At 63.6% G+C, this 24,436-nt stretch carries 21 protein-coding genes; 13 read left to right on the forward strand and 8 right to left on the reverse strand.

All coding sequences use genetic code 11. The features are described 5' to 3' along the window. Positions 1-152: 152 nt before the first annotated feature. From tfe to ACT4ML_RS08985, 3 genes are read left to right on the forward strand one after another with little or no spacing between them, the layout of a single operon-like run. Positions 153-677 carry a transcription factor E gene (gene tfe / locus ACT4ML_RS08975; protein WP_006429779.1) on the forward strand — a complete coding sequence of 175 codons (525 nt, stop codon included), beginning with the start codon at positions 153-155 and terminating at the stop codon, positions 675-677. Next, entirely contained in the window at positions 677-1,360 is a 684-nt protein-coding gene (locus tag ACT4ML_RS08980) for a DUF2110 family protein (protein ID WP_444720542.1), read from the forward strand. The genes tfe and ACT4ML_RS08980 overlap by 1 nt, the downstream gene beginning before the upstream one ends. Before the next feature lies 1 nt (position 1,361). After that, the gene (locus ACT4ML_RS08985) at positions 1,362-2,132 is read left to right on the forward strand and encodes a DUF5803 family protein (RefSeq protein WP_444720543.1); all 771 of its coding nucleotides are present in this window, start codon (positions 1,362-1,364) and stop codon (positions 2,130-2,132) included. A gap of 57 nt (positions 2,133-2,189) precedes the next feature. Here the strand turns inward: ACT4ML_RS08985 and ACT4ML_RS08990 are convergent, their stop codons facing one another. Beyond that, positions 2,190-2,645: a chemotaxis protein CheW gene (locus tag ACT4ML_RS08990; protein ID WP_444720544.1), complete on the reverse strand. Its 456-nt coding sequence runs from the start codon at positions 2,643-2,645 to the stop codon at positions 2,190-2,192. 251 nt (positions 2,646-2,896) lie between these two features. Here ACT4ML_RS08990 and ACT4ML_RS08995 point away from each other — a divergent pair, with 251 nt between their 5' ends. The 9 genes from ACT4ML_RS08995 (at position 2,897) to ACT4ML_RS09035 (ending at position 13,754) form a co-directional block, all read left to right on the forward strand. Next, positions 2,897-3,700 carry a chemotaxis protein CheW gene (locus ACT4ML_RS08995; RefSeq protein ID WP_444720545.1) on the forward strand — a complete coding sequence of 268 codons (804 nt, stop codon included), beginning with the start codon at positions 2,897-2,899 and terminating at the stop codon, positions 3,698-3,700. Between the two features lie 136 nt (positions 3,701-3,836). Next, a complete protein-coding gene (gene cheY, locus ACT4ML_RS09000; RefSeq protein ID WP_006181855.1) occupies positions 3,837-4,199 on the forward strand; it encodes a chemotaxis protein CheY in 363 nt (120 codons plus the stop codon). After that, complete coding sequence (gene cheB / locus ACT4ML_RS09005; RefSeq protein ID WP_444720546.1) at positions 4,196-5,422, forward strand: chemotaxis-specific protein-glutamate methyltransferase CheB; 1,227 nt, start codon at positions 4,196-4,198, stop codon at positions 5,420-5,422. The genes cheY and cheB overlap by 4 nt, the downstream gene beginning before the upstream one ends. Beyond that, a complete protein-coding gene (locus ACT4ML_RS09010; RefSeq protein ID WP_444720547.1) occupies positions 5,415-9,017 on the forward strand; it encodes an Hpt domain-containing protein in 3,603 nt (1,200 codons plus the stop codon). Before cheB ends, ACT4ML_RS09010 begins: the two co-directional genes overlap by 8 nt. A gap of 34 nt (positions 9,018-9,051) precedes the next feature. After that, positions 9,052-9,657 carry a chemotaxis protein CheC gene (locus tag ACT4ML_RS09015; protein WP_444720548.1) on the forward strand — a complete coding sequence of 202 codons (606 nt, stop codon included), beginning with the start codon at positions 9,052-9,054 and terminating at the stop codon, positions 9,655-9,657. Further along, complete coding sequence (locus ACT4ML_RS09020) at positions 9,654-10,922, forward strand: chemotaxis protein CheC (RefSeq protein WP_444720549.1); 1,269 nt, start codon at positions 9,654-9,656, stop codon at positions 10,920-10,922. Before ACT4ML_RS09015 ends, ACT4ML_RS09020 begins: the two co-directional genes overlap by 4 nt. Further along, positions 10,919-11,434 carry a chemotaxis protein CheD gene (locus tag ACT4ML_RS09025; RefSeq protein ID WP_138245562.1) on the forward strand — a complete coding sequence of 172 codons (516 nt, stop codon included), beginning with the start codon at positions 10,919-10,921 and terminating at the stop codon, positions 11,432-11,434. Before ACT4ML_RS09020 ends, ACT4ML_RS09025 begins: the two co-directional genes overlap by 4 nt. Next, positions 11,431-12,312 (forward strand): CheR family methyltransferase, encoded by an 882-nt coding sequence (locus tag ACT4ML_RS09030; RefSeq protein WP_444720550.1) that lies wholly within the window; start codon positions 11,431-11,433, stop codon positions 12,310-12,312. The genes ACT4ML_RS09025 and ACT4ML_RS09030 overlap by 4 nt, the downstream gene beginning before the upstream one ends. A 113-nt stretch (positions 12,313-12,425) precedes the next feature. Then, entirely contained in the window at positions 12,426-13,754 is a 1,329-nt protein-coding gene (locus ACT4ML_RS09035; protein WP_444720551.1) for a hypothetical protein, read from the forward strand. A gap of 20 nt (positions 13,755-13,774) precedes the next feature. Here the strand turns inward: ACT4ML_RS09035 and ACT4ML_RS09040 are convergent, their stop codons facing one another. Genes ACT4ML_RS09040 through ACT4ML_RS09070 form a run of 7 tightly spaced genes read right to left on the reverse strand, consistent with a single transcriptional unit; the run spans position 13,775 to position 22,771 of the window. Continuing rightward, on the reverse strand, positions 13,775-14,545 hold the full coding sequence (locus ACT4ML_RS09040; RefSeq protein ID WP_444720552.1) for a DUF7289 family protein: 771 nt from the start codon (positions 14,543-14,545) through the stop codon (positions 13,775-13,777). A 14-nt stretch (positions 14,546-14,559) separates the two neighbouring features. After that, positions 14,560-15,042: a DUF7266 family protein gene (locus ACT4ML_RS09045; protein WP_444720553.1), complete on the reverse strand. Its 483-nt coding sequence runs from the start codon at positions 15,040-15,042 to the stop codon at positions 14,560-14,562. A gap of 1 nt (position 15,043) precedes the next feature. Next, entirely contained in the window at positions 15,044-15,496 is a 453-nt protein-coding gene (locus tag ACT4ML_RS09050) for a hypothetical protein (RefSeq protein ID WP_444720554.1), read from the reverse strand. Then, on the reverse strand, positions 15,490-16,128 hold the full coding sequence (locus ACT4ML_RS09055; protein ID WP_444720555.1) for a DUF7288 family protein: 639 nt from the start codon (positions 16,126-16,128) through the stop codon (positions 15,490-15,492). Before ACT4ML_RS09055 ends, ACT4ML_RS09050 begins: the two co-directional genes overlap by 7 nt. A gap of 1 nt (position 16,129) precedes the next feature. Then, positions 16,130-16,660 carry a DUF7287 family protein gene (locus tag ACT4ML_RS09060; RefSeq protein ID WP_444720556.1) on the reverse strand — a complete coding sequence of 177 codons (531 nt, stop codon included), beginning with the start codon at positions 16,658-16,660 and terminating at the stop codon, positions 16,130-16,132. A 1-nt stretch (position 16,661) separates the two neighbouring features. Further along, the gene (locus ACT4ML_RS09065; RefSeq protein WP_444720557.1) at positions 16,662-18,731 is read right to left on the reverse strand and encodes a type II secretion system F family protein; all 2,070 of its coding nucleotides are present in this window, start codon (positions 18,729-18,731) and stop codon (positions 16,662-16,664) included. Beyond that, complete coding sequence (locus ACT4ML_RS09070) at positions 18,728-22,771, reverse strand: ATPase, T2SS/T4P/T4SS family (protein WP_444720558.1); 4,044 nt, start codon at positions 22,769-22,771, stop codon at positions 18,728-18,730. The genes ACT4ML_RS09065 and ACT4ML_RS09070 overlap by 4 nt, the downstream gene beginning before the upstream one ends. A gap of 380 nt (positions 22,772-23,151) precedes the next feature. On the opposite strand from ACT4ML_RS09070, the gene ACT4ML_RS09075 reads away from it, so the two are divergent. Beyond that, positions 23,152-24,420 carry an ABC transporter substrate-binding protein gene (locus ACT4ML_RS09075; RefSeq protein WP_444720616.1) on the forward strand — a complete coding sequence of 423 codons (1,269 nt, stop codon included), beginning with the start codon at positions 23,152-23,154 and terminating at the stop codon, positions 24,418-24,420. Positions 24,421-24,436 lie beyond the last annotated feature (16 nt).

Here is a 24,436-nt window from a genome sequence, read left to right on the forward strand (position 1 = left end):
GTGCCAGCCAGCACCATAAACGTCGCGTCCGAACGCGCCGACGGCGTCGCTCCGTTGCGGCTCCCGTTCGGCCGCGACCCGCGCAGTCGCCGCGCGACCGCGGGCGGGGTACTTGATAAGACTTAATGGCCTCATGCCGTTACACGTAGGTAATGGCTTTTGAGGACCTGCTCGAGGACCCGGTGATCCAGAAATATTTGCACGAGCTGGTCGGTCCCAAGGGGATGCCCGTCGCGGCGGCACCCCCGGACGGGGAAGTGACCGACGAGGAGCTCGCCGAGGAGCTCGACCTCGAGTTGAACGACGTGCGGCGCGCGCTGTTCATTCTCTACGAGAACGATCTCGCCACGTACCGGCGACTGCGCGACGAGGACTCGGGGTGGCTGACCTACCTCTGGACCTTCGAGTACGACAACATCCCGGAGAACCTCGAGGAGGAGATGTATCGGCTCCACGAGGCGCTCGACGAGCGCCGGGAGTACGAGCGCAACCACGAGTTCTACCTCTGTGAGATCTGCTCGATTCGCTTCGAGTTCGGCGAGGCGATGGACTTCAACTTCGAGTGTCCAGAATGTGGCTCGCCGCTCGAATCGATGGACAACAACCGACTGGTCACTGCGATGGACGACCGCCTCGACGCCCTCGAGGACGAACTCAACATCGACGCGGACGCCTGATGGTCGTACTCGCAACCAAACTGTACGTCGAGGGCGACGCTCGAGAGCGCTCGCTGGATTCGCTGCGCTCGCTGGTGGCAAACGAGATCGGCGAACTCGATGTCGAGTTCGAGATCGGCATCCGCCACGACGACTTCCCGTCGGTGACGATCGAAGGCGAGGACGCTACCGTTGCGCGAAACGTCCTTCGCGAGGAGTTCGGCGAAATCGTCCCCGACCTCGAGGCCGGCGAGACCTACGTCGGCACGCTCGAGTCGTGGGACGAGGACGGGTTCGTCCTCGACGCCGGGCAGGGAGACGGCGTGCGGATCCCGACCGACGAACTCGGGCTCGGTCCGGGGTCGGCGATGCAGATCCGCGAGCGCTACGGGCTGGTCCAGCACCTGCCCCTGCGGTTCGTCTACGGCGGCGACGGCGAGGAGCCGTCGCGGCTCGCCGAGGACGAGCAGGATCGCCTCTACGAGTGGACCCGCGGCGACGGCCGCCTCAACGTCAACAGCGCGACCCGGGCCGAGGTCCGAGCGACGCTCAACCGCGCCGGCCACGCACAGGACTACGTGACCGTCGAACGGCTCGGCCTGCTCGAGCAGAGCGTCATCTGTACGGAAAACACCGATCCGCCGGGGCTGCTCGCGAGCGTGGGCGAATACCTCCCGGCCGAACTCCGCTGTGTCGTCCCTTAGCATGAACCGACGGCTCGTTTTCGCGACGATCGCGGTCGTGTTGCTCACGACGGTAGCCGGCTGCTCGGCGCTTTTCGGCGGGGTATCGGACGAACAACTCGATCAGGAGCAGGACTACAGCGATCTGCGTGACAGCGACGCCGACGTCGCCATCGAGGTCGAAGACGGGAGCGTCATCGAGAGCGGCGAGTTCCGGGCGGTCTACGACCTCAATGGAACGGAGGAACTGTCGCTGTACCGGTCGGCACTCTTCCACGACGAGCCGCTAGAGATCAATAGCGTCCGCTACTGGCATCCCAACGGCACCGAACTGACCGGCTCGGAACTCGAGGTCGATCAGAGCCGTTCGGAGACCACTGTCCAGGTGCCCGACGGAAACGGCACGCTCGCGTTCTCGGGCGACGCCGGCCGAAAGACGTTCCAACTGCCGGCCTACGTCGAGGGTTCCTACGAGGTGACGCTGCCCGAGGGCCACCGGACGACGAACTTCCTGTTCGGGGACGCCTCGCCGAACGGGTACGAACGCGAAATCGTCGACGACCGGGAGCGACTCTACTGGGACGAACTCGACAGCACGGTTTCGCTGCGCTACTATCTCACGCGTGACATTCCGCTGTTCCTCGGACTCGTCGGGGCGGCAATCCTACTCGGGGGCATCGGCATCGGGTACTACTACCGACAGGTCAAACAGCTCCAAGAACAGCGAGAGGAGTTCGGCCTCGACGTGGACACTGACGACGATTCGGACGGCGGGCCGCCGGGCTTCCCGTAGTTCCCGTAGTCTGTTTCTGCCGCACCGTCGCCGTTGCCGTCGAATTCGGAACGACAGTCAGGAGTGGATCGTCCGCTCGTCGAGCCAGACGACTTCGTCGCCGTCGATCTCGAGTCGCCCTTTCACGTGAGTCGTCGCCATGTGCGGGGCCTCGAGCGAGGCGGGTCGGACGCGTCTGGTCACGTCGACATCGTCGACGAGCCAGCCGTAGTAACGGCCGTCGCCGTCGGTGACCGAAAAGACGAGGAGTTTCGGATCGTCGACCCGGGCCGCCGTCCGGAACGACGACCCGAATACCCGCGGCAGGTCGACGACTCTGACCCGTTCGCCGGCGGCAGAAAGCGTCCCCGCGTTCCACGGATCGTCGGCGGCCGCGAGGGGGTCATCGTCCGCGACGCCGAGAACGGAGGCGACCGACTCGGCCCTGACACAGTATCGCTTCTCCTCGAGGTCGAACGTGAGTACCGAGACTCGGTCGTCAGTCCCGCCGTCGTCGTTCGATGCCGATCCCATTCCACCTGACGGATGTCCGTTCGAAAAATAAGCGTTCCGATGCGCGACATAGCGCGAGATACCTGTAGAATCAGAGATGACTAGTACTGGTTACGGCATACCAAGCGGCGGTCGTCGACGCGAAACGCGTTCTCGGTGCCGTGTAAACGAGATGGTGAGGGTGACGGTGACACAGGTGAACGTTTTGGACTGTGTGACTATCACGGTGGAGTCAACGTTTTATTGATGGAACCTGATACACGAACAGGACCATGGCCCCGGATCTCTCGGAAAAGCTTCTCGGAATCGATATCGACGACGCCGATCGGACCCGCGACGCGGACGGCGACGACGGCGAGCAGGAACGACTCGTCCAGTTCGTCTTCGTCGGCGTCGGCGAACACCGGCTCGCGCTCCCGGTCGACGCGGTCAGGACGCTCGCGGAACCGCCGGCGGACCTGACGCGAGTCCCGCGCTCGCCGCCGGCGATCGAGGGACTGATGGACCTCCGCGGGGAGATCACCGCGGTCATCGATCCGACCGTTCACTTTCCCGTCACCGAAACCCGGTCGGGCCGCGAGCGCCTGCTCGTGCTCGATCGGTCGAGCGACCAGCAGTCGGTTGCGATCCGGGTCGACGACGTCATCGGCGTCGAACCGATCCCCGAGAGCGATATACTCGAGGGCGACGCGGTCGAGACCAGTGACCTCTCGGGGGACGTCCTCGAACATCCCCTGATCGTTGCGCTCGTCACGCAGGAACGGGAGCCACGCGCCGATCTCGGGAGTGCGGTGGCCGACGATCCGGCCGACGACGCCGCCAGTGTGACGGCTGCGCCCGGAGCCGGTGGACTGGACGCCGCGGGCGGCTCCGCGGTTCTCTCGTCGGCTCGAGGGACGGACAGCGGGATCGGTGAGTCGGTCGGCGAGGCGTTCGAGGTCGAACCGACGGCGGACGACACCGCGGACGCGGACGACCGGGACGAGGGCGATGAATCCACGCGCGAAATCGTCGTCGAGGCGACCGCAGTGATCGATATCGACCGTCTGCTACAGGCGTCCGGCCACTCCGAATAACCGCCGTAGACGGCCCGTTTCCGATCTAGTGTCCTGAGTGGTGTCTCCGGGGCGTATTCGACCTTATCACGTCTGATAATCGGGAGACAGCATTTATGGTAGTTGTATCTCTACGGGGATTTGGTGTACTAACTGAATGTCGACAGGGGTGCTCATCGTAGACGACTCTCATTTTATGCGGAATCTACTGCGCCAGATCTTGGAACAGGATTACCGCATTCTCGGAGAGGCGTCCAACGGCGCTGAAGCCGTTAAATTGTACAAAGAACACGATCCCGACATCGTCATGATGGACATCGTGATGCCGAAGTGTAACGGCATTAAAGCGACCGCGGCGATCAAGAAGATCGACCCGGACGCCCGCGTCATCATGTGTACGAGCGTCGGACAGCGTGAGAAAATGAAACTCGCCGTGAAGGCTGGCGCGGACGGATACGTCACGAAACCGTTCGAGGAACCCAGCGTCAGAAAGGCCCTTTCGGACGTCGTCGCTGCATGACGCGAGTACTCGTTGTCGACGACTCGAAGTTTATGCGGACAGTCATCGGCAACGCGCTCGAGGCGGCGGACTACGACGTCGAAACGGCAGCGAACGGGTCGCAGGCGGTCGAGGCGGTGGCCGCGTTCGATCCGGCCGTCGTGACGATGGACGTCGAGATGCCCGAGATGGGTGGTATCGACGCCGTCGAGCGGATCATGACGTCGAATCCGACCGCGATTCTCATGCTCAGCGTTCACACCGAACGCGGCGCGGAGGCCACGCTCGACGCCCTGGAACGCGGAGCCGTGGACTTCCTCCACAAGCCCGACGGCTCGGACTCGCGGAACATCGCTCACCTCACGGACGACGTCGTCGCGAAAGTCGACGAACTCGCCGAGGCCGACGTGTCGTCGGTCGCGCTCGCACGGGCCGCCGCGACCGCCCACGCGACCCGAACGGGACGCACGGGACGCGCCGGCAGCCCGGCGCGCGAAACCGCGACCGGAAACGCCGTCGCGGGCGGCGGCTCCGACGCCCGACTCTCTCCCGATCGCGGGACGGCCGCGCCGAACGCGTCGCCCGGGATCGGAACCGGCTCCGAATCCGACGAGGAGACGGCCCCCGTCGCCGTCGAGGGCGAGCGCGCGGACGCGCCGACGGTCGTCATTGGCGCGTCGACCGGCGGGCCGAAGATCGTCGAACGTCTGTTCGAGCGGCTCCCGGCCGACCTCGAGGCGAAGGTACTGGTCGTCCAGCACATGCCGCCGGGCTTTACGGAACGGTTCGCGGAACGCCTCGACTCACACAGCGCGTACGACGTCAGCGAGGCCGCGGACCGCGATCGAATCCGACCCGGCGAGGCGGCGATCGCGCCCGGGAACGCCCACCTCGAGGTGGCCAGCAACGTCGGCGACGCCCTCCGTCTGCGACTCGACGACGGCGACCGAGTCCACGGCGTGCGGCCGGCGATCGACGTGACGATGGAAAGCGCCGCCGAACGGGTCTCCGACGGGCTCTGTGGCGTCGTCCTGACCGGGATGGGCCGCGACGGTGCGGCCGGGATCGAGGCGATCAAGGCCGCCGGCGGCCACACGATCGCACAGGACGAGGCGACGAGTCCGGTCTTTGGTATCCCCTGTCAGGCGATCGAAACCGGCTGTGTCGACACGGTCGCGCCCGCCGACGGCATCGTCGGCGCGATCGTCGACGCGTTCACGACGGACGGTGAGAACGATGAGTGATTATCTGACAGACTTCGTTCAGGAGAGCGAAGAACGGATTACGGAACTGAACAACGCCTTACTCACGCTCGAGCGCGATCCCGACGACGAGGAGGCGATGGAGAACATCTTCCGGATCGCACACACCCTCAAGGGTAACTGCGGGGCGATGGGGCTGGAGTCGGCCAGCGACCTCGCCCACGCGATCGAGGATCTGCTCGATGCCGTCCGCGCCAACGAGACCGAAGTGACGGCGGAGCTGATGGACGTCATCTTCGACGCCGTCGACGAACTCGAGACGATGGTCGACGAGGTCGCCGAGTCCGGCGAGATCGAGACCGATCCGTCGGCCACCATCGAGGCGCTTCGCGACCACCTCGCGGACGGCACGGAGGGTCGCATCGGAACGCCCACGACGAGCGAGATCGACGATGTCTGTGCCCGGTTCGAACCACCGGCCGACGACGCTCACAACGTCTATCTCGCGCGGCTCGCGATCGCACAGCGCGAGGGGGTCAACAACGGCGAACTGGTCGTCGACGCCCTGATCGACGCGTTCGATCTGATCGGCACCGAGCCGCCCCGCGAGGCGATCGAGGCCGCGGACTACGGCACCGCCTTCGACGCGGTCTTCGGGACCGCGGTCGGCGAAGCCGCGATCTCCTCCGGTCTCGAGCCGGTCGAGGAGGTCGACGACTTCGAAATCGTCGATGTCAGCGATCGATTCGAGACTGACGAGGCCGCCGATGCAGAGCAGCCCGCCGCCGCGGAACCCGGTGACGACATCTCGTCGGACGAAGCCCAAGACCTCGAGGTCGACGACTTGCTCGACGAGTTCAACGAGTTCGACAACTTAGACGAGATGGTCGAAGACGTCGAGGACGAGGACCTCGATGCCTTCGAGGACATGGGCGAAGCCGGCTCGTTCGACGACCTGCTCGACGAGGACGACGTCGCCGAACTCGAGGCCGAACCCGGCGAACCGCCGGCCGACGCCCTCGAGGAAGACGAGACGGCCGCCGACTCGGCGGCCGCCGACGGTCAGTCCGGAGCCGACACGGCATCGGACGCCGACGCGGACGACGAAGTCGACGACGCCGGTGCGGTCTTCGACGAACTCAAAGACGAGGTCGAGATGGTCGGTTTCGACGAGTTACAGGACGAACTCGAGGAACTCGAGTTCGACGAGTTCGACGACGAGGAGGAAGTCGACATGGACGAACTCCTCGGCGACGACGCCGACGACGATTCGTTCCTCGACGACACCGAGCCGTCCGAGAGCGCGGTCGACGACATCTTGGTCGACGCGGAGTCGGACGAGGGAACGGCCCCGTCCGAGGATGCGATCGACGACGTGCTGGTCGACGCGGAACCGTCCGAGGATGCCGTCGACGAAGCGATCGCCGTCGACGACGAGACGACCGCTGAGAGCGATGCTGCCGAAGCGGCTCAGTCCACCGAGGACGACCTCGACGATGCCGTCGACGACCTCGCATTCGACGAGGACGACGTGTCGGAAACCACAGACGATGATGTGACGGCGACGGATTCCGATGCTGTCGCCGCCGGAGACGACGCACTCGAGGCGCCATCGCCGGCCGAAACCGACGACCAACCGGCTGCTACCGACACCCAGCCGGTTGATTCCGACATCCAATCGGTCGGTTCAGAACCCGCCGTCTCGAGCGACGAGACCGCCGGCGACGATGGCGTGGCAGCCGAAATCGACGGCGAGGACGGAGGCGACACGGTCACCAACGAGGAGCCGTCAGACGAACGCTCTACTGGTGCCGCCGAGTCGGCCGATACCGGCTCTGTCAGCGATGATGGCGACGACACCGACACCGATTCGGTCGACGAGGCTGTGCCCGAAACGGCCGCGGCCAGCGCCGAGGCTGCGGACGCCACCGCCGAGGCCGACCTCGAGACCGACGAGACTGCGGCCGTTGCGGAATCGGACGACACCGCGGTAGCCGCGGAATCGGACGCCACTGCGACAGCCGCGGACGACGAGCCGACGACCGACTCGTTCGGTGAGTCCGCTGCGGACGACTTCGAGCCGACGGCAGCCTTCGACGACGACTTCGAGGCCGCGAGCGACGAGACGGACCCGTTCGGCGACGAGGAGTTCGGGGTCGATGACGACTCGTTCGACGACCTCTCGGCTGACCCGGCCGAGTCCGAGACGGATTCGGACGACGACTTCGAGGCCGAGTTCGACGAGCAATCCGACGAGGCGTTCGCCGGAACCGGCGACTTCGAGACCGACGACGCCGGCTTCGATTCGCCGGCATCGGCATCCGACGCCGACGACTCGAGTCTGCCCTCGGCCGCCTCCTTCGGCGACGATTCGACCGCCTCGGACGACGACGGCGACGACGATGACGTGGTGCGGATCGTCGACGAGCCGGAGATGGAGATTCCGGATATCTCCCTGCCCGAGACGAGCGATCGGCCGGACGCCGACGACGAGACCGACGAGATTCAGTCGGTCCGAGTCGACGTCGAGCAGATCGACTCGCTGCTGACTCTCGTCGAGGGGCTGGTGACGAGTCGCGTTCGACTCCGGCACGCGGCCGATTCGAACGACGGCGGCTCGGCGCTCGAGACGGAACTCGACGCGCTGTCGGACCTGACGACGGATCTTCAGGAGACGGTGATGGACATCCGGCTGGTGCCGCTCCAGTCGGTGACGAACCGCCTCCCGCGGGTCGTCCGCGACATCGCCCGCGATCAGGACAAGGAGGTCGCCTTCGAGATGACCGGCGAGGACGTCGAACTCGACCGGAGTATTCTCGACCGGATCGGCGACCCGCTGATCCATCTGGTACGCAACGCGGTCGACCACGGGATCGAGGCCCCCGAACAGCGCGAGGAGGTCGGTAAACCCCGCGAAGGGGCCGTCGAGGTCCACGCCGACCGCTCGCGCGACCGCGTCACCATCACCGTCGAGGACGACGGGAGCGGGCTCGACCCCGATCGGCTCCGTTCCGAAGCCGTCGAGGCCGGTATCCTCGACGAATCGGACGCGGAGTCGCTCCCCGACGAGGACGCCTACGATCTGATCTTCCATCCCGGTCTCTCGACGGCCGACGAGGTGACCGACGTCAGCGGCCGCGGCGTCGGGATGGACGTCGTCAAGCGGACGATCGAGGACTTCGACGGCACGGTCTCGATCGACAGCGACGAGGGTGACGGAACGACCGTCACGATGACGCTCCCGGTGACGGTCGCGATCGACGAGATCCTGTTCGTCGAGAGCGGCGGCGAGGAGTTCGGCGTCCCGACCAAGGCCGTCCAGGACATCGAGACGGCGACCGCGATCGAGACGACCGATGGCGACTCCCTCCTCCCCGGCGAGGACGGCGACTATCCCGTTATTTCGCTGGCCGACGTCCTCGAGACGCCGGCGACCGGTGCGAACGGCGACGGCATGGTCGTCCGCATTCGCGACGAGGTCCGGGAAGTGGCGCTGCACTGCGATCACGTCCACGGACAGCAGGAAGTCGTCGTCAAGCCCTTCGAGGGCGTTATGAGCGGCATTCCGGGGATCAGCGGTGCGACGGTGCGGGGACGAGGGGAAGTAGTCAACATACTGGATGTGACGACACTATGAACGAACACGAACACCGACACCGACGGAGAAACCTATGACGATGATGGTCGATATTCGAAAGCTGAGCTTCATAAACGAAATGGCGAAGGTCGGGACGAACGGCGTCGCCGACAACATGAGCAAACTGACCGGCGAGGACGCCCAGATGGAGGTGACGAAGACCAACTTCATCGACGTCGAGGACATCGAGTCCCAACTCGACGGCGGGAAGCGGGTCGGCGTCCGCGTCCGGCTGCTCGACCCGCCCCACGGACACATCCTCATCCTCTTCCCCGAGGCGAGCGCGAAGAAGATCACCGCGATCATGCTGCGCGACGTCGTCGACGACATGGGCGATGTCTCCGGGAAGATGGCCCGCAGTGCCGTCGAGGAGATGGGTAACATGATGGCCAGCGGCTTCATCGACGGCTGGGCCGACGTGCTCGGGCGCGCGATCGATATCGCCGCACCGCAGCTCGTCTACGCGCCGACGGAGGACATCGTCACCCGGACGGCCAGCCTCGGCGGCGACGACCTCGCGCTGTTCTTCGACTCGGACCTGTCCGTCCCCAGCTACCAGATCGAAGCCGAAATCTACGCATTCCCCGACTTGGAAGAGTTCGTGGAAATGGTCAACGGCATCGAAGTCCAACCCGCATGAAACTCGACGTCAACGCACTCGGCACGTTCTACCGAATGGCTCGAGAGGGCGCCGGACTAGCGGCGGGCCGACTCACCCACATGCTGGGCGTCGAGACGCAGGTCGGCGTGACGAAACTCAACTTCATGCGGGGACAGGAGATCCAGCGCGACTTCGAGGATTCGACGGAGAAAGTCGGCGTTCGCGTCAAGTTGACCGGCGGGATCGAAGGCTACTCGGTCGTCGTTTTCGACCGCGAGAACGCGCTCCGGATCGTCGAAACCTTACTCGCCGAAGCGGACCCGGACTCGGGGGTCGACGCCGATCTCGGCGAGGTCGACGCGTTCGACGAGATGACCGAGAGCGCCGCGACGGAAGTCGGTCACATCATGAACAGCGGCTTCATCGACGGCTGGGCCGACGTCTTAGAGACCGTCATCGACGTCTCGACGCCCGAGTTCGTCGAGGGCCAGACCGCCGAGCCCTTTTTCGGCGATATCGACGAGGCACCGGCCGACGACGACCTTGCCTTGCTCTTCCAGAGCCGGATCGAAACCGTCGGCACCGAGGTGGGCTTCAGCCACTACCTCTTCCCGAAACGCGAGTCGATGTCGAAGCTCTTGGAGCGCCTGCGCACGAGCGGGGGCATCGAGTACGACAAACTCGACGGCTTCGACCGAATGGCCGAACGCGGTGCCGAAGAGGTCGCCAAGACGGCGACGACGCTGACCGGCATCGATACCAGCATCGATATCCGCCGGCTGAACTTCGTCTCGCTCGAGGCGATTCCCGAACAGGTCGCCGACGAGAAACTCGTCGGCGTCGCCTTCGAGTTCGACGGGATGCCGAGCGGCTATCTCCTCTTCTTATTCGACGAGGAGTCCGCTCACGAAATCGTCGACGCGATGGTACCGATGGAGGTCGACGAGGACGGCTTCGGGGAGATGGGAACCAGCGCGATCAAAGAGCTGGGTAACATCATGGCCAGCGGCTTCCTCGACGGCTGGGCGAACGTCCTCGATACGACGATCGATCACTCGACGCCGGAGTTCATCCACGATATCGGCGCTGCGGCCGTCGATCCGGTGATCATCCAACTCGGGGAAAACCAGGACTTCGCGTTCGTCTTCGACACGGTCGTCATGGCCGACGGTCGCGAGTTCGACTGCGAAGTGTACGCGATCCCCGACGAATCGGACCTCGAGCGGGCGCTGAACAACTTAGATGTCGATCGGATCGAGGAGGCCCCGACGACGGCGGAGTTCCAGGAAGTCGATAACGCATGAAAACCTACGGCACCGAACCGGGCGCACCGACGCCGGTCCAGGTCGGCATCTCGGAACTGGTCGTCAGTGACGGCGACGACACGCTCAAATCATACGGGCTCGGCTCGTGTCTCGCCATCGCGCTGTACGATCCGAACACCGGAATCGGCGGGTTAGCACACGTCATGTTGCCCGACGGCGACGACGCGGACAACAGCGATCGCAAACCCGGCAAGTACGCCGATACGGCGATCCGAGCGCTCCTCCGCCGAATGGTCGAGCGGGGAGCCAACTACACCGCCGTCGAAGCGAAGATGGCCGGCGGTAGCGATATGTTCGAGTTCGAGAGCTTCGGCGACGGCGTCGGGCAGCGCAACATCGTCGCCGCGAAGGCGGAACTCGAGAAGCTCGGCGTGCCCCTCGAGGCGGAAGACGTCGGCGGCGAATACGGCCGGACCGTCGAGTTCACGCCGGGCACGGGAATACTCACCGTGAAGACGTCCGACGGGGACAACGGAGTGACGGAATTGTGATCGGCGACGGTGCTGGTGACACCGGAATCGATCCCGACGACCACACCACCAACAGCGGGAGCGATGCGCCCGGCGGCGATGACGACGTCTTCGCCGACCTTCTCGCGTTCGTCGAGGACGAACTGGCGTTCGCGACGAGCCACTACAACGACAGCTATCTCGACCGACGCGTCTCCTCGCGAATGCGCCGCACGCAGCGTGACACCTACGACGCGTACTTCGAGAAACTACGAGCCGATCCGGCCGAGCAGGAGGCGCTACTCGAGGCGTTGAGCATCAACGTCACCGGCTTCTTTCGGAACCCCGATGTCTGGTCGGGGATTCGAACCATCCTCCGCAAACTGTCCAAAAACAGTGCCACCGTCCGGATCTGGAGCGCCGCGTGTGCCGACGGCCGGGAGCCGTACTCGCTCGCGATGCTCGCTCGCGACGATCCGGAGATCGACGAATCCAGCGTCTACGTCCTCGGAACCGACATCAGCACGCCCGCACTCGAGACGGCTCAAGCGGGGGTTTACGAGGAATCGAGAACGATCGATCTGGACGAGCAGCTCTCCTTTCTCGACGACTACCGGCAGTACGTCGACGTCGACGGCCGGACCTATCGGATCGGTGACGACGTGCGACGAAACGTCCGATTTCGGCGCCACGACCTGATCAACGACGAACCGAAGTCGGGATTCGACCTCGTCATCTGTCGCAACCTATTCATCTACATCGACAACGCGTACAAACGGCCGATGCTCGAGACGATCGCCCGATCGCTTCGAACGGACGGCTACCTCGTCATCGGCAAGGCCGAGACGATTCCGCCGAACCTCCAGTCGTCCTTCGCCGTCCGCGAGGCCCGCTTGCGGATCTACCAGCGAGAGCGGTAACCGACGGCGGGACGCCTTGGGTGGGCCCCAGTTCCCGATCGACCACGCGGTCCTGTTCGCAGACTGGAAGACAACCACTCGTTACATGACGGTCCGCCGTATACTCCCGACGGATGCCTTCGCCCGACCTCCGATCGTTCGTCGCCCGCGTCGGGGCACTGGTCGACGCCGCGCCGCCGACCTCCCGCCGGGAGACCCGGACCTTGCTCGTCGAACCCTTCCTCGAGACGCTCGGTTGGGACTGCCGTGCCGACTCGTGCGTCACGGACCGCTCCGTCGATGGTACTCGGCTCGAGTACGTGCCGTCGATCGATTCGGTTCCGGCGCTGTTCGTCGCCGTCGAAACCTACGACGACTCGCTCGACGAATCCCGAGCGAACGCGCTCCGGAAAGCGATGGCCTGGACGGGCGTCGACCGCGCGATCTACACGAACGGCCGCGAGTACCTCCTGCTCGCGGGCACGACCGACGTCGAGTACCGCGCGCTCAGGCTCTCCGAACTCGCCGATAGCGAATCGGCCCTCGACAACTACTCGAGGGAGACCCTCGACCGTCGGCTCGAGCAACACGCCAGAACCCACGTCGCCAGACAGCTCGCCGTCGAGCGACCGCAACTCGTCGACTCGATCGTCGATCGGCTCGCGGCGGCCACCGTTCAGGGCGACGTCTACGCCGACGAGTTCGAATCCGCGGCCGACCGGTTCCTCGACCGGCTCGTCGTCGCGTTCGCCGAGGACGATCCGAACGGCGGGAACACCGCGTCGGATGTCTCGATTCGGTTCAGCGAGTCGGCGATCACCGACGACGGAACGCCGACGACTGCCGGCAGCGAGCCCGCCCCACGGTCCGGAACGAACGGGTCCGAGCCCGATAGCGACGGCAGTTCCGAGGCCGGTACGGACGCGACGGTGGATCCGGAACACGTTGCGGGCTCGAGTACGGATGCCGCTGCCGAACCGGACACGGACGATACGACCGGGTCCGAACCGAACGATGAATCAGCGTCCGCCGCTCGAGACGACGGACAGACGCGATCGGCTACCGACACCGAGACGGACGCCGAGGATGACGGTGGTGACGGAAGCGCCACGGCGAGGACGGACGGCGAATACGTCGTTCGGTTCTTCAACGAGCGCGGCTCGATCGGTGCGATCGGCCACTCGACAGCTGAGGGAGCGCTCGTGGAAACCGCCGAATACCTCTTCGAACGCGGCCTCTCCGGGGTCGAGGTTCCGTGGAGTCCCGACGACGCCGACGACACGGTCCTGAACGCCGAGCCCACTCACGCCGACGGCTCGCCGATGGCCGCGTCGACACAGCTCTCGAACGGCCTCTATCTCGCGACTGCGGGTAATGTCGACGACCGGGCTACTCGAGTCGAGGCGCTGGCCGCTCGAGCAGGATTGCGGGCGATGTTGACCGGCGACTGGGAGGACGCGTAATCGGGAGTCGGCCGATCCGATCAGTACTTGATGTCGACATCGACCAGCGTCACGACGACGCGACCGGGATCACCGGCATCGCCGACGTCGCACGTTCCCGCATCCCAGTTTCCACTGTCGAGCGTCGAACTCCACGCGTCATCGTAATCGCTTTCTTCGACGGAGATATCCACGTCGCTCGTCTCATTGTAGACCTTACTACTACGATCTTCGACGGACATCGTGAACCCGAGCCCGTCACTGCTCTGTATCGATCGGTCATCCGCCGAGACCCTGACGAGCGAGATAACCGCCGTTTCGTCACCGCATCGCAACTGCGGTCGTTTGCTGACGAGACTCCAGGACTCCGACTCGTCGCTCCGGACGAGGCCGCCGCCCTCGTAGGCGATTCGATCTCCCTCGGACGTGTACGTGAATTCGCCGAGGTCAACGGTGGCCCCGGCCCCGTCTCCGTACCCGTCGAACCGAGCATCGTCTATCGGATCCCCATCGATCGAGATCGTCAACGACGTTCCGCTATCGCCGGTCCTGACCGTCCCCTCTCGCAACGCGAGTTCGCCGTAGCGTTGCTCGATTCCATCGTATCGGATAACGTCGTTGAAGTTTACGGCGAGCGTCTCCATCGCCCGTTCGGCGTTTTGCAGCTGTTCGGCCTCCTGATAGTCTCGCATCGCCTGGAGTCCGGTCATCGACAGCAACGTGACGGAACTGAGGATGATCGCGAACACGAGAATAAATGCGAGCACGTCGGATACTGCCCTATCGCCGCGCTGTTCTGACGCGGACGTCATCGGTTGTGTTCGTCTCATCGGGATCGACTCCTGATCGATATCTCATCGCTTTCGTAGACGATTTCGATCGTGCCGCCGGTCGCCGACGTCTCGCTGATAGTTTCGTCAGTCTTGATCGGCACGTGAGCGACGGCATCGGTGTCCTCCGCGGTCAGTGTCACACAGTCTACTTCGTCGAGCAGCGGCTCGTCACAGTCGGTTCGTAATTCGATAGTGTACCGAGAACTCGCGACCGTCCGCGGATGCTCGGTCGTCAGAGTCACGCTGTCGTCGGTTCCATTCGCGATCTGATCGACGTTGCCGATTTCGTTGGCGATCCGTTCGCCGATCGTCTCGAGCGAGGCGTCGGCGCTGCGTTCGGTCTCTGACTCGAGCATGGTTCCGGACGCCGTCAACAGCATGGCGATGAGGACCGTCGTGATACCGATCGTGAGGACGTGTGTGAGCGTGATCGACACGGCGCGGTCGCGCTCGTTGTGCTGGCCGATCGTGGGCATGTCAGGGACACCTCGGTTGGATGGTTAGATCTCGTCTGTGGCTGAGCGAATTCGAGTCGTACACGACGGTTACATTGACGTTTTCCAAGGTTGGATCGCTATTAGCGGTCGCTTCGACGTCCCTGATATTCACGGCCGCCGGTGTCGAGTGAGCCGTCGTGTTCTGATAGGCCGTATTGAACGCCGAGATGTTGGCTACTGCCTGATCCTCTAACGTACTGTTGTCACTCGCACCCGATTGGTCTTCCACCTCTACGAGCAGACACCCGATGCTCTGGTTAATCTCGTGTTCGATCACGTCGGCGTCACTCGCACTCTGACTCGTCCCGCCGGAGGATAGCGTCTCCGTATAGAGAACGCCGTTGAAGACGACGACGATGCCTAGAATGATGAACGCGAGCGAAACCGCGCCGATGAGGATCACCTGTGCGCGCTCGCGCCGTCGGGTTACCATAGTATCACCCGCACCTCTACGACGTTGTAGAGCGGCGTTTCATCGTCATCTGCATATTTCCGTGGGATCATCTCGTAATTGTCTACGTCCTCGGCAGCGTCCCGGAGTTCGTCGGTGTTCGAGTCGGAGGTTACCGTCTGGTTGTCGTATAGCGTGACGGTGTAACTCGCGGTCAACGCACTCGAGGGGGGACTGCCCTGATAGACGAACGTTCGCTTCCCGCCCTCTTCCGGGTGCAGTTCGACGTTGTAACTCCAGCCGTTTTCACTGAACCGTTCTTTGAGGACGTGTCCCAGCGTAGATTCGTTCGCGAACTGGTTCACCGAGTAGGTCTGATTCTCTTCCTCGGGTGCCGGCGGCTGCTCCGCGTTCTCGAAGCCGCCCTCTCGGTCCCAGTTTCGGGTCACCTCGGAGAGGTTCCCGTCCTGATTCGAGACGATCAGCGCGTCCTGTGCCTCCTGTTGAATCTGGGCCTGGACCGTCCGGTCGGATAATCCACCCGTCGTCGGCGTGATCACGGCCGACTGCAGCGCGAACAGGACGGCCATCAACACGATCAGCGCGCTGATGAATCCCTCGAGGGTGTAGGCCTGTCCGCGGTCCGTATCGGTTCGGTCGTCGGTTCCACGCATATTACCACACCCTCACGACGAGTCGACAGGCGGGGTCGCAGTTCCCGGACCCGTCTTTGATCGTGACGATACGTGCCGAACTGGCTGCCGCCTGCTCGTCGTACACGTCACCGGACGTCCGGTTTGCCTGCTCATCGATCGTGGCACTGTCACCGAACGTCTCGATACTGATATTCACGTTATCGATTTGATGTCCATTGCTCGAGCGAAGGCTGAGATTCTCGGTCAAATCCCCGTTTGCATACGTCGTGTTGAATGCCGTCGGATCGATTTCGTTCCCCGATCCAGTCGACGTGTTGTGGACGATTCGGTCCGCAATCCGGTCGGCTTGTGCCGTCTCCGCGCCACTGATCGACGAGTCGAATGGCGTCACGACCGTCGGGAGAAACGAGAAGACGAAGGCGATCGCCAGGAGGAAGACGCCGATTCCGACGGCGAAGTCCTGCGTGGTCTGGCCCCGTCGGTCCAGCGAGATCGAGATCGTCCGCGGCCGCCGGGATTTTCCTCCCCTGCGTGTTCGTTTGCGACTCATATTAGGCCACCAGCATCCAGCCGATGAGTGCGATCGACGACAGTCCGACCGCGTATTTCAACCCGCTCAGCAGGTCGGCGTCCCGGATGTAGCCACAAATGAACCCCGAGATGATCGCCTGTAAGGTCACCGCGTGGAAGAACAACACCGAGAGCATGTCGACGTCGATGTTCTCGCTGAGGTTCGCCCCGCTCGTCGCGCCCCCGCCACCGGCACTGGCACTGGAGCCGCCGGTCTCACCTCCGGCGTTGAGCCCGGCCATCGTGTCGATGAACTGCGTTTTGAGGATCGCGATCACCGCGAGCACCGTCATGAACGTCATGATGATGATCACGATCTGCATCCGCGTTCGGGATTTTCGCTCGCGTTCGATGTCGTCGTGGTTCTCGCTCGCGGTTGCAGCCGTCCGGAGCACGTCCGAGATCTGGTTCGACGCCTCCTGTGCTTCGGTAATCAGACGCGTCGTCCGTGCGAGTCGCGGAATGTGGTACTTGTTGTTGAACTCGATGAGCGCCTCCTTGAGGCTCATTCCGTAGTTGACCTTCGTGTGCATCATCTCGAACTCGCGGGCCAGTTTGCCGTTCGTGGTATCGGAGACGGCCTTGAGCGACTCGAGTAGTGTCAGTCCGGTGTCGTTCGAACTCGAGAGTTTGCGGAGGTCCTCGGAGAGTTTGTTGACGACGGAATTCCGGTGACGAACGTTCCATTCCCGGAAGATCGCGAGGGGGATCGCGGTGATATACAGCGGCAGGTAGATGTAGAGGAACGTCCCCCAGATCGGTTTGTCGAGGAGTTCCGCCCACGAAAGCGGCGCTGCGCCGTTGACTACGGCCGTGACGACGATGACCAGTGTCAGGGGGACAGTTAGCGCGAGGGTGATCAACGGATTGTCGCGGAAGAAGAGATGGGGCTTGCGCAGGACTTCCATCGTCTCGTAGGTCCCCTCGCGGTTCTTGATCCGGTCGAAGACGCTGTGCTCGCCGGTGAACTGCTCGACGAGTCCGAGGCTCAACAGCCCGTCGTCCTGCCCCGTTTCGGTCCGCTGATCGGTGTCTCCCATCGAGAGGAAGCCGTCACCGGGCTCGTCGTGTTTGACCGTCGAGACGAGCACGATGAAAGCGACGCCGATCATCGGAATGAGTCCGTAGACGACCATGTAGAGCATGTTGTCCGTCACGGTCGCGTCCGGAATCATCTTCATGACGACCATGATGATGATCAGAAGCAGCGGGAACAGGGACAGCGTCATGTACATCTCGCCGAACAACTCGAGCGTCTCGAGGGTGAGTTCCTGTTCCTGCTTTGCGGTTCGCATGTGCTTTTCTTTCTTGTCCTGCAGGAAGCTCTCCATGTCGCCACCGCTGTTGACGATCGAGAGCATGTCGGTCAGGAACTGCGAGAGGTCGTCGCTCGGCGTTTCCAGCGCCTGCTTTCGGATCGCAGTTCGATAGTCGATGTCGAAGTATTCGGTCTCCTTGACGATGCTCTGGAACTCGTTTGCGACCTCGCCGTAGGTGTCGTCGGCCTCAGCCATCGCCTCGATGATCTCGAGTTGGTTCAACCCCCCGACCGACAGGGCGTACATGAACGAGACCGAGTCGGTCAGGAGCATGTTGATCTCGCGCTTGCGGGTCGAGGCGCGCGAGTAGGGGATCGCGACCATCGATCCGAACCCGATCGCGAAGCCGATCGACCCGAATACCAGCCCGGTAACGAAGACGACGGCCGGGACGCGAAGCATCTCGATGATGTCGAGGAGGAGCCCGTGGCCGACCGGGATGCCGATGAGCGCCTCGTTCGAGAGGAGGCCGATGGCGAAGATGCCGTAGCCGAGCAGTAGGCCGATCAGCCAGAGACTGAGCCCGCTGATAAAGCCGATCCCGAGCGCCCGTGAGAGGTAGAGTTCGACCGTATCCGTCATCCGGGCCTGGGCCAGTTTCGTCTCGACGTCGCCGACGAACTCGCTGTCCTCGCCGAACAGTCGATCGTAGAGGGGGTAGAACCGATCGCCGAGCGCGTCGGAACTGGCCGACATGCCCGAGCCGCCACTGTCGTCGGTCTGCAGGCTCATGAGTCGCTGTCCTCGTCGCTATCCTCAGCGCCGAAGATACCGCCGTTGTTCTCCGTCGACTCCTCGTCGCCGCCTTTGAAAATCGACTCGTCGTCGCTCGAGTCGCCGCCGTCGAACAGCGAGCCGTCATCGTCGGCGTCGTCGGCGTCGTCGTCGGTGAAGATGGACTCCGATCCGCCGCCGAATATCGAGTCGCCGTCGTCAGCTCCGTCCTGCGAGCGTGGAGCCTCGGCCGTCGACTCGTCGCTCGGTGACGGGTCCTCGACCGGCGGTTCGTCGCCGGCGTTCGGCTCGCGTCCGGCGCTCGGCCGGTCTCGAGAAGCGGGGGTCGTTCCCGCAGCCGGCTCGTTATCGGCTGCATTGTCCGAACCCGATTCCGGTTCCGTTCCGGCTATCGGTTCGCTATCGTCGGCTGAACCGTCCGGCGGGTCCGCAGTACTGTCGTCGATATCGATCGTCGGTGGCTCCGGCTCGTCACTCGAGGCCGTTGCGTTCGCATTGTCGGGAGTCGCTGCGTCGTCGGTGGACGGCTTCGACTCGGTGTCGGATGCGCTCTCGGCAGTCGGTTCCGTCGTCGAGTCGCTCGGTGTGTCCGTCGACGGCGCATCGAACTCAGCGGTCATCTCCGAGGCCGAGTCGGCGGACTCGAACTGCTCGCTGAAATCGTCCGCAGACGTCTCGTCTGCCGATTCCGGATCGAAGATCGAATCGAGATTGTCTTCCGGGAACATCGAGTCGAATCCGGAGGTGTCCGGTCGAGGGGATGCCGTCGAATCGCCGGTCGCGGCTGCCCCTTCCGAGTCGGGGTCGTCGATTTCGTCGATCGTCCCGCCCATGTCATCGAACAACCCGCCGAGATCCCCGTCTTCGGCATCTTCGTGCGGGAGAACCGTCGAATCATCCGACCCGTCCGATCCGTCCGACCCATCCGAACTCGAGCCCATAGTTCCGTCCGCGCCGGTATCGGCCGGTTCTGCCGTCGAACCCGCCGCGGTCGATCGACTCGGTTCGGATTCCGTCTCCAGACGGGCCGGTAGCTCCGCCCCCGTATCCGCGGCTGCTGTTTCAGCGCCTGTGGCCGAGTCGTCTCCCGTTTCGCTACTCGAGGCGGTCGAACCACCGGGACTGCTCGTATCGCCGGCGGTCGCCGTCTCGGCGGCTGTGTTCGACGCCGTTTCGGAACCGGCGTCGGCGGTGGCCGTCTCGTCGGCGGACGCGGCGCTCTCAGCGCCGGCAGGCGCGTCTGCGGTTGCGCCGTCACTAGCTTCGACATCGAATCCGGTGTCTTCGCTCAGCCACGCCGGCTCGTCCCCGCCGTCGTCGCCCTCGATCGCGAACTCGGTCGAACTGTCGCCCAACTCCCACGCGCTCTCGTCGACGGTGTCATCGACATCGCCGCCGAACTCGAACTCCTCGCTGTCGGCGGAGTCGACGTCGATCGTACTCTCCGTCTCGACCTCGCCGAGCGCGCTCGCGAGACCGCTTGGCACCTCGCCGCGGAACTCCTCGAAGACCGATTCCTCGGCCCGCTCTAGGATGTCCATCGAGAGGTTGTACGTCTCGCTGGTCGACTCGGGCCGGGGCACGAGTTCCTCTTTCTCCGGATCGACGTCGATCAGCACGCTCTCCATCTCGCGGAGGTCCTCGAGGCTGTCCTCGAGTTGGCCGTTCGCGATGAGCGTGAGGATCGTATCGGGGTCGTTGATGAACGCTTGGACCGTCGCGGCGACCTGCGCGTACGTGTTCAGTTCGTTCTTGATGAGGTAGGCAAGGATGATCTCCCGCTTGAACAGTTCCTCCTCGAGCTTTTCGTTGCTCCACCCGCGGTCGAATTGGATCTCTTCTAAGGTGTTCGAGTCCCCCATTTTGAGGTACTCGTCGGTTTCGGCCTGCCACTGGTAGACGTCCTGAACGTTGATCTCGTCGTGTTCGGCCTCGTAGTGGTTGATCTCGGTCAGGGACTTGTTCCGGCGGACCTTCCGCCCTTGAACCCGCGTCTGGGTCTGGATCGAGACCAGATCCAGCGCCGTGAACATCGTCTTCGAGACGTTGATCGGGTCCGTCGTGAACCGCTTGAGGACCTCGTCGACGGAGTCGGCGTGGAAGGTGGTGTAGGTGGTGTGACCGGTCGACATGACCTGGAAGAGCGTCCGTCCCTCCTCGCCACGGATCTCGCCCATCACGATGTAGTCGGGTCGCTGGCGGAGCGCGGCCTCGAGCAGGTCGAACTCGTCGACATCGCCCTGCTCGTCGTCCGAGAACGACGGTCGGGTGACGCTGGCGATCCAGTTTCGCTGGGGGAGTTCGACCTCACGGGTGTCCTCGATGGAGACGATCTTCGCACTCGAGGGGATAAACAGCGAGACGGCGTTCAGCGAGGTCGTCTTCCCGGATGCGGTACCACCGGCGAAGATCAGGCTCTTGTGGTTCTCGATGGCGAGCCAGAGGAAAGCCATCTCGTCGAGCGAGAAGGTGTTCCAGTTGATGAGGTCGATCGGGGTAAAGGGGACGTCCTTGAACTGCCGGATCGTGTAGTTGGTCCCGTGGTCGGACACTTCCTCGCCGAGCGTGAGCTGGGCGCGCGAGCCGTCGGGCAGGGTCGCGTCGACCTGTGGAAGCCGCTTGCTGATCCCCTTGCCCGATCGCTGGGCGAGTTTGACGACGAAGTCGTCGAGTTCGTCCTCGCCGTGGTAGATGTTCGAGATGATCTGCTCGTACTCGGAGTGGTAGACGAACACCGGCGAGTTGTAGCCGTCGACGGAGATGTCCTCGACGTTGATGTCGTGTTTGATCCCGTCGATGCGCTCGTAGCCGATGAAGTCCCGTTTGAGCAGGTAGAGCAACTTCTCGACCTGATACTCGCTCAGCGTGTCCGGGTCGTCGGCGAGGATCGCCGGCTCGGGACGTACTTCGATTCCCTCGAGTTGACTCGGACCGGCGTTCTCGGCCTCTGTTTCGTCGTCGTCGAGAAGTCCACGAAGCGTCTCGAGGATTCCCTCGGCGGTCTCGCCGGAGGTCGCCTCGAAGAGGTCGTACCGCTTCAGGAGCCGCCGAGTCTCGTCCTCGATGACCGTCCGGCGGCCGTCCTCGCTCGACTGCTCCTTGATGCCGTCCTCGGAGTACTTGATCGCCTTCCGGAGTTTGCCCGAGAGGAACTCTTGGAGTTCGATCTCGATCTCGTTCCGGTAGGGCTCGATCATGTAGTACTTCTTCTCGTTTTCCTTTTCCGAGTGGAAGATGACGACGTAGGCGTAGGGTTTGTTCACCCAGTAGCGCTCGACTTCCCGGAAGTGAGTCTTCTTCTCGAAGGGAACGGCCTTCTCGAGGTCGTAGCGATTGGAGACGGTGGTGTTGCCCGCGGCCGTCGAGAAGAACTCGTCTTCCTCGATGTCCTCTTGGACGTTGACCGTCCGTTCCTCGACGATATCGTCGAGTTCCAGCGCGGCGTCGTTACCGGCCGCGAGACGCGCCTCTAACGTGTCCGGATCGAAACCCAACGCTTCCTCCTCGTCGTGACGGACGATCTCGCCGTCACCGTCGCGCGGGCGACTGCCGTCCTCGTCGTAGTAGTACTCCCACTTGTAGTGTTCCCAGGTCCAGGTGTCCTTGACGACCGGCGTCGTCTCCGGATCGACGTACTCACAGAAGATATCCCAGAGCGTGGCGGCGTCGTCGCCGGCGGTGGGCAGGACGCGGTCCGCGAGATCGTCCGGATGGTGTCCGAGATACGATTCCGGATCGAACTCGACCTGATTCCAGTCGTCCCCGCTCGGGACCCTCGAGCCGACGTTCTCGTCGGTATCGAGTCCGAGTTGGTCGTCCGTCTCGCTTCGTTCGGCGTCGTCCGGATACAGGTCGGAAACCTCGTCACCGTACCCGTACTCGTCCATGAACTCTTCCCACGTGTACTCGCCGACGCTGACGGCCGAGTTCGATATCGGGTCAGCCCCATGAGACCGCTCGTCTTCCGACGCAGAGTCGGATGCCTCCCCCTCAGAAAAGTCCCCGGCATCCGATTGGTCGGCCTCGTCAATAGCCATTGCGTCTACACGAACGCTCACCCCTCAAAAAATTCATCCGCCCATTACCACTTCTGATAACCCAAATCCGTCGATTTCGTATCATTTCCAGCAAGTTTTGTGTAACATGGCGTCTCGGTTACAGTAACTGAACACCGGATAGACTCGAACGGCCAGCCACTGCTCGTGGCCGGCTACATAAAATCGAAATGGGAGTGTCGGATTAGCAATCACTACTGGCTACAATGGGCGGAGGGGAACGGGATATTCCGACCGAATTCGAGTAACTCATACCAGTTTTTATCTGAATACATACATCATGTTTATATATTCTTATTTCGCACTTGTGGACGTGGTTGCCAGTGGTAGACAATAACACTACACAAGGGACGCGAGGTAACATCCAACAACGCAGTCTCACGGGGTACGATCGACGAACGTTCCTGAAGACGGCGACGGTCGGCGCGGGTCTCGCGTCGGTCGCCGGTTGTCTCGGCGGCGGGGGCGGGAGCGGCGTCACGCTGGGCGCGCTGAACATCCTGTCCGGTTTCGCGTCGCTGTACGGCGAGGAGGCCGAGCGAGGCTACGACCTCGCGGTAGAGGAGATCAACGATGACGGCGGCATCGACGGCGACGACGTCGAGGTCATCCTCCGCGACACGGAGGCCGACTCCAACACGGCGAACCAACAGATGACGAGCCTCATCGAAGAGGACAACGTCGACGGGCTGGTCGGACTCGACAGCAGCGGGGTCGCGAAGAACCTCGCGACGCCGGTCTCCCAGTACCAGATACCGATGATGATCACGCACGCGGCGACTCCATTCGTCACGTCGCCGGAGGGCGAACACGAGGAGTCCGTCGGGAACGACTACCTCTTCCGCTGTTCTAACACCGTCGCCCACGACATGTACGGGGCCGCACAGGTCGCCTCGGAACTCGACGCCACCGAGTGGGCAACGATCGGGCCCGACTACGCGTTCGGGTACGAGACGTGGGACTACTTCCAGGCGTTCGCCGAGGGGCTCGGCGTCGACGCCGAGTTCACGGCCGAGGAGTTCCCGGAGCTCGCGACGAACGACTACTCGGCGTTTATCAGTTCCATCCTCGACGCGGACCCGGACGCGGTGATCACGCCGCTGTGGGGGTCGGACCTGACGACGTTCATCGGGCAGGCCGAGGACGCCGGATGGTTCGATCAGATCGATCACACGCTGTTCAGCGTCGGGATGGGGACGGACCTCCCGTCCGACGGCAGTCCGCTCCCCGAAGGGGAGTGGGCCTCGACCCGGTACGATCCGTTCGTGCCCGACACCGAGGAGAACACCACGTTCCGCGAGACCTACGTCGAAGAGTACGACACGTTGCCGACGTACAACGCCGAGGGTGCCTACCGGGCGGTGTACCTCTACAAGCGCGCGATCGAGGAGGCCGGCGGTACGAGCGCCGACGACCTCGTCGAGCAGTTCTCCGGCATGCAACACACCGGTGCGGTCGGTGAGTACGAGTTCACCGAGAACAATCAGGCGTCGGTCGCCTCGATTTGGGGGGAGGTCAGCTACTCCGACGAGTGGGAGAGCAACATCCTCGAGCCCGTCGACCGAATGGAGGCCGCCCCCGAGGACGTCCGAAGCGCCCTCGAGAATTCGGACCTGCCGGCGGGCATGTAAGAGCCGACCGTCACCA

The organism is Natrinema sp. LN54 (assembly GCF_052439245.1).
GTDB classification, from domain to species: domain Archaea; phylum Halobacteriota; class Halobacteria; order Halobacteriales; family Natrialbaceae; genus Natrinema; species Natrinema versiforme_A.